The 6,018-nt window shown below is 60.8% G+C and carries 7 protein-coding genes and 1 pseudogene; 4 read left to right on the top strand and 4 right to left on the bottom strand.

The window, feature by feature from the left end; genetic code table 11:
• Window positions 1-17 precede the first annotated feature (17 nt).
• On the top strand, window positions 18-482 hold the full coding sequence (locus tag AC1DPR_RS18850) for a cytochrome c-type biogenesis protein (RefSeq protein ID WP_192241323.1): 465 nt from the start codon (window positions 18-20) through the stop codon (window positions 480-482).
• Between the two features lie 73 nt (window positions 483-555).
• On the top strand, window positions 556-1,251 hold the full coding sequence (locus AC1DPR_RS18845) for a CBS domain-containing protein (protein ID WP_477816868.1): 696 nt from the start codon (window positions 556-558) through the stop codon (window positions 1,249-1,251).
• 304 nt (window positions 1,252-1,555) lie between these two features.
• Here AC1DPR_RS18845 and AC1DPR_RS18840 read toward each other — a convergent pair whose 3' ends face one another.
• Genes AC1DPR_RS18840 through AC1DPR_RS18830 form a run of 3 tightly spaced genes read right to left on the bottom strand, consistent with a single transcriptional unit; the run spans window position 1,556 to window position 3,039 of the window.
• On the bottom strand, window positions 1,556-2,116 hold the full coding sequence (locus AC1DPR_RS18840; RefSeq protein ID WP_477816867.1) for a DsbE family thiol:disulfide interchange protein: 561 nt from the start codon (window positions 2,114-2,116) through the stop codon (window positions 1,556-1,558).
• Between the two features lies 1 nt (window position 2,117).
• Window positions 2,118-2,273 carry a hypothetical protein gene (locus AC1DPR_RS18835; protein WP_018857488.1) on the bottom strand — a complete coding sequence of 52 codons (156 nt, stop codon included), beginning with the start codon at window positions 2,271-2,273 and terminating at the stop codon, window positions 2,118-2,120.
• A 1-nt stretch (window position 2,274) separates the two neighbouring features.
• Complete coding sequence (locus tag AC1DPR_RS18830) at window positions 2,275-3,039, bottom strand: heme ABC transporter permease (protein ID WP_477816866.1); 765 nt, start codon at window positions 3,037-3,039, stop codon at window positions 2,275-2,277.
• A 213-nt stretch (window positions 3,040-3,252) separates the two neighbouring features.
• On the opposite strand from AC1DPR_RS18830, the pseudogene hemA reads away from it, so the two are divergent.
• Window positions 3,253-4,332: pseudogene (gene hemA, locus AC1DPR_RS18825) on the top strand (5-aminolevulinate synthase); the annotation flags it as partial.
• 33 nt (window positions 4,333-4,365) lie between these two features.
• Here hemA and dxr read toward each other — a convergent pair.
• The gene (gene dxr / locus AC1DPR_RS18820; protein WP_477816865.1) at window positions 4,366-5,559 is read right to left on the bottom strand and encodes a 1-deoxy-D-xylulose-5-phosphate reductoisomerase; all 1,194 of its coding nucleotides are present in this window, start codon (window positions 5,557-5,559) and stop codon (window positions 4,366-4,368) included.
• Window positions 5,560-5,751: 192 nt separating this feature from the next.
• Between dxr and AC1DPR_RS18815 the strand changes: the two genes are divergently transcribed.
• Complete coding sequence (locus tag AC1DPR_RS18815; RefSeq protein ID WP_112660330.1) at window positions 5,752-6,018, top strand: BON domain-containing protein; 267 nt, start codon at window positions 5,752-5,754, stop codon at window positions 6,016-6,018.

Raw genomic sequence — 6,018 nt, 5'->3', positions numbered from 1 at the left:
GCCATGGAGCCGGCCGAATGATGAGGCGTCTGCTCCTGGTGATAGCGATAGTTCTGTCGGCCGCGCCGGCCTTTGCCGTCAACCCGGACGAGGTTCTTGCCGATCCGGCGCTCGAGGCGCGCGCCCGGGCGATCTCCGCCGAACTGCGCTGCATGGTCTGCCAGAACCAGTCGATCGACGACTCCAATGCCGAGCTTGCCAAGGACCTGCGCCTGTTGGTGCGCGAGCGGCTGACCGATGGCGATACGAACGAGCAGGTGATGAACTACATCGTCTCGCGCTACGGCGAGTTCGTGCTGTTGAAGCCGCGCTTCGAGACGAAGACGATCCTTCTGTGGGGCGCGCCGCTTCTRCTCGCCGTCGCAGGCGGCCTCTCGCTGATCGTCTTCGCACGGCGTCGCGTGGAGGTGCCGACCGGCAGTCGCCTCAGCGAGGAGGAAGAGAAAAAACTCGACCGACTTATGCATGGCGATGGTCTTTGACTGAGATCAATGTTGAACTGCTTTGCTCATTCTACCGTCGTGCCAGCAGCATTCCGGAAGAGCGAGGCATGAGATGCAGGCCAAGGACATAATGACCACCAACGTGGTTTCAATCAGCCCGGCGGCTAGTGTGCGGCATGCTGTCGCCGTCATGCTTCAAAACAACATCAGCGGCCTTCCGGTTGTCAGCGACGAGGGACGCGTTTGTGGCATGCTGACGGAAGGCGATCTTCTCCTCCGACGGGAAATCCGGGTTTCGCTGCGGTCATCTCGCGTGTCCGAAGTCACCTCGGAACTTGACCTTGAGCGCTACATTCGCACTCATGGCTGGTCCGTGGCAGATGTCATGTCTCCCGACGTCATTGTCGCATTGCCGGACAGCGAGGTGTCAGACATCGCCGATAGCCTGCAGGCCCACCGAATCAAGCGGTTACCCATCGTCGAGAACGGGCGACTTGTCGGGATCGTGAGCCGGCGCGACATTCTGGCAATCATTCTCGACGCGCCGCCGAGCACGCTTCCTCGGGAGGATGAGAGTATTCGTCTGGCGGTACGTACGCGTCTGAGGTCCGACCTCGGTTTGACGCCGCAAAGGGTGCAAGTCTCTGTCAAGAACGGCGAGGTGACCCTGGACGGCCACCTGGAATCGGATCTGAAGCGAAAAGCAGTGCGCACGCTTGTCGAAAGCTTGGGAATCGGCGGCTATCGCGACCGACTGCATGTTATCACGCCCGACAGTGCAGACCGCTCCGACATAGCCTCGGGCTAACATCGATCTTCAGTAGCAACCAGTCGGTTGGTTTCGCAAACATGACCTTGAGAAGCCGTCGCGAATGGCACCTCTACTGGAGCCGTTGGGACGAGGAGGCTTGTTCGCTTCGCGCCCCGAAATCGAACAAGCCTCTGTCAAGTTCCCAGCATTGACACGGGCATTGCCCGACCCGCGACAGCAATATAGGAAAGCACCGGAACGAAATCTTTGACCGATGTCAAAGATGGCAAGTTCCGATTGGCGCTCGGGTGGCGGCCACTGATTGGACATCGGCCAGGCGAGTCGCAAGTCAAGATGAACTTCACCCGCCCGCGAGGGCCTGGTCCAAAAACGGGCGAATATCTTTGGCAAGCGCAGCTGCGTCGAGTGGACCAACGTGCTTGGCCACGATGCGTCCATCCCGGTTGATGACGAATGTCTCCGGAACACCATAAACGCCCCAGTCGATCGAAGCCCTGCCTCTTGCATCGATCCCGATTGCGGCGAAAGGATTCCCGTTCTCGCGTAGAAACGGCAACGCGTTTTCGGGAGCGTCCTTGTAGTTGATCGCAACGACCTTGATGCGCGTGTCTTTGGCGAGTTCCATCAGGACCGGGTGCTCCTGACGGCATGGAATGCACCATGAGGCGAAGATGTTGACGACGGTCACCCGCCCCCGGATGCCGGCGTCCGCCAGTCCTGGCATTGCTGAACCGGCGAGCGGTGGAAGATCCACGTGTGGGTGTGGTTGGCCGATAAGGGAGGAGGGGAGTGTAGAAGGAGTGTATCCGTCGGCCGATTCCCGATACAGCACGTTCCCCACAGCACTTGCGATTCCGAGGAATGCGACGAGCGGTATTGCCGCCACGAGGTAACTCCGCATCCTAGCGTTCTTCGCGATTTGGCCGGCGACGCACGACCGCGAGCGCCTCGACCTGTCGGCGGTAGCTTCGGCTGGTAATCCAAACCTTCGCCGCCATCGCAAACATCACCGAGAAGGCCAGCGCGTAAGCGGCGAAAACATACTCCTGATGCGTCATCTCAACTATCCCTTTGTGACGCGGCCCTTGCTGCGAGCCTGTAATGAGAGATCAGCTTTCTTCGCCAGATCTCGTTTCGTATCGATGCGACGTAAAGCGTCGCAAAGAGCGTGGTGAAAGCGAGGCCCATGATCAGCAGCGGTCGCAGAAATTCGATGTCGAGAGCGGGCCCGTCAAATCTCAGGACACTTGCGGGCTGGTGGAGTGTGTTCCACCACTCGACCGAGAATTTGATGATCGGAATGTTCACGAACCCGACGATGATGAGAACCGCGGAGACGCGGGCAGCCCGCGTCGGCTCGTCAACGGCGCGATTGATCGCCAGCATACCAAGGTACATGATGAACAGCACGAACATGGATGTCAGCCGAGCGTCCCAGACCCACCAGGTCCCCCACATCGGCTTACCCCAGATCGCGCCAGTGACAAGGGACACGAAAGTGAACGCGGCGCCGAGAGGCGCTGCCACGCGGGCTGAAACGTCTGCCAAAGGGTGTCGCCAGACCAGCGATCCAACGGCGTTCAGCGTCATGACCGTGTAGCACAGCATCGCCATCCACGCCGAAGGAACGTGAACATACATTATTCTGACAGTCGCGCCTTGCTGGTAGTCCACATCGGAACTGAAGGCGAGGTAAAGGCCAATCAGAAAGAACAGCATCGTCAGTGCCGATAGAACGGGGATTGCCCGACCAGACATTTCGACGAACCGGGTGGGCTGCGCGAGGCCTCTGACGTATTTTGCGACGTTTGAATATGAACTCATGCCACGAGCCATAGCGCCTGATTGCGCCTCTATAATTGATCCTGGTCAAACATCTCGAAGCGACCCGGAGTGATCGAAAATATTTGAAGACCCCTTCAGGGCCCCAATTGCACGAAGCCCGACCGGCAGCACAAAAGGCGCGACAGCATGGCGCGTTCCAAATGTTGCCGCGCTTCCTCACGGAGCCTGCGAGATGTTCAGCAACTTGACGGAGATGTCACGGTCTGGTGCTCCAACGACTATCTCGGCATGGGCCAGAACCCGAAGGTGATCGAGGCGATGAAGAACGCCATCGATCACTGTGGCGCGGGTGCGGGAGGCACCCGGAATATCTCTGGCACCACCCACTACCACGTTCTGCTTGAGCGCGAGCTKGCCGACCTGCACGGCAAGGAAGCGKCRCTGATCTTCACSTCGGGCTAYGTYTCCAACTGGGCRGCGCTCGGCACGCTCGGCGCCAAGATCCCCGGCCTGATCATCTTCTCCGACGCGCTGAACCATGCGTCGATGATTGAAGGCATTCGCTACGCCAAGTGCGACAAGGTGATCTGGAAGCACAACGACATCCATGATCTCGAAGCCAAGCTGGCCGCAGCAGATCCGAAGGCGCCGAAGCTGATCGCCTTCGAATCGGTCTACTCGATGGATGGCGACATCGCTCCGATCAAGGAGATCTGCGATCTCGCCGACAAGTACGGCGCGATGACCTATCTCGACGAAGTGCATGCCGTCGGCATGTACGGTCCGCGCGGCGGCGGCATTGCCGAGCGCGAGGGCCTGATGGACCGCCTGACGGTCATCGAAGGCACGCTCGGCAAGGCATTCGGCGTCATGGGCGGCTACATCGCCGCCTCGACGGCGCTGTGCGACTTCATCCGCTCGTTTGCCTCTGGTTTCATCTTCACGACGGCGCTGCCGCCGGCCCTTGCTGCCGGTGCGGTTGCYTCGATCCAGCATCTGAAGGTCAGCCCSTTCGAGCGCGCGCGCCACCAGGATCGTGTCCGCAAGCTGAGGGCGCTGCTCGATCAGCGCGGCATTCCGCACATGCCGAACCCGAGCCACATCGTGCCGGTCATGGTTGGCGATGCCGCCAAGTGCAAGTGGATCTCCGACCTGCTGCTCGACAATTGCGGTGTCTACGTGCAGCCGATCAACTACCCGACGGTGCCGAAGAAGACCGAGCGCCTGCGCATCACCCCGACGCCGCTGCACAGCGACGCCGACATCGAACATCTCGTCGAAGCGCTGCATTCGCTCTGGGCGCGCTGCGCGCTGGCGCGGCACGTGGCCTAAAGGTACATTGTTTGGGAAAAGATTGGGCCGCCGTCAGGCGGCCTTTTCGCTGAGGGCTACCAGTTCGGCAGCGAGCCTGCGGGCTTCGGTATCGGCGGCAAAGACGTCGTCCATCGTCTTCGCTTCGCCGGTTGCGATCATCTTGTCCATCACCGCTTCGGCAATGTCGGCCATGGACAGGAAGCCGATCCGTTCCTCGACAAACGCGTGAAACGCAATTTCCTCGGCCGCATTCATGATGGCGCCCTGTAGGCCGCCGCGTTCCAGCGCGGTGCGCGCCAGCCTGAGCGCCGGGAAACGCTGTTCATCCGGTGCCTCGAAGTCGAGGCGCGAGAGCTTGGCGAAATCCAGTCGCTCGACGTTCAGTGTTGGTCGGCGCGGGTAGTCGAGCGCGTAACCGATCGCCGTCCGCATATCGGGGCTGCCGAGCTGGGCGATGATCGATCCATCCGTGTAGCCGACCATCGAGTGAATGATCGACTGCGGGTGGACGATCACTTCGATCTGGTCCGGGCGAACGCCGAAGAGATGCTTCGCCTCGATCATCTCCAGCGCCTTGTTGAACATCGAGGCACTTCCGACCGAGATCTTCAGTCCCATCGACCAGTTCGGGTGCGCTCGCGCCGTTGCAGCGGTCACATTCGCCATGTCGGCGCGCGACCAGGTGCGGAACGGACCGCCCGAAGCCGTCAGGATGATCCGTTCGACGGCGTGCCGCTGGTCTTCGTCGAGAGACTGAAAGATCGCGCTGTGTTCGCTGTCGACGGGGATCAGCCGTCCGCCGCCCTTTGCCACTGCATCGACGAACAAGTCGCCGGCCGACACCAGGCATTCCTTGTTGGCGAGCGCGATCGTTGCGCCCTTGCGGGCGGCGGCCAGTGTCGGCGCGAGGCCGGCCGTGCCGACGATGGCGGCCATCACCCAATCCGCCTCGAGGTCGGCGGCCTCAGCCAGGCCCGATACGCCGGCGGCAACCGCAATGCCGCTGCCGGACAGTTCTTCCTTCAGCGAGTGATATTTGCCGTCGCTGGCGGTGACCGCAAGCTTGGCGCCTGACGATTTCGCCTGCTGCGCCAAAAGCTGGACGTTCTCGTTGCCCGTTACGACGGAGATCTCATAGCAGTCCCGACCGCCCAACTGCTCGATAACGTCGAGCGTATTTTGTCCGATCGAGCCGGTTGAGCCAAAAATACTGAGGCGCCTCGGCGCACTTTCGCCTGCCATCATCGGTGATTTCGCCAAAACTCTTGCATTGGCTCTGGCTGTACAGGGGATTGAAATGAGCGGCAAGTGTGCGGCGCAGCAGAAATCCAGCGAATCCGGGAGAGGGCGGTTGCCCTCCCTTGCCATGTCTAACAGGGTGGCGCGAAACCAATCGGCCAATTGCTGCGTTTCGTAATCGAGACAGGAGGAAGGCACATGGTTTTCAAGCAACCGACGTTCTATGGCGAACCCTTCGAACCCGAGACTGGAGCTAACCAGGATGCCGCGCTCGAGGAGGCCGTAGCGAATGCCTTGGCTGTCGCTGGTGGGATTGATGCGGCTGATGTGAAGGTGACGCTTGAAGGTCGTGAGGTCGTGCTGACCGGCATGGTTGCCACGGCAGCCGAGATCGAGCGTGCAACCGCCGTCGCGCGCGCTCTCGCGGGAACGCGGCCCGTGCGCAATGATATCAAGGTAGCGTAG

The organism is Rhizobium sp. 01T417 (assembly GCF_056398905.1).
This window is presented reverse-complemented; position numbering and strand designations above follow the sequence as displayed.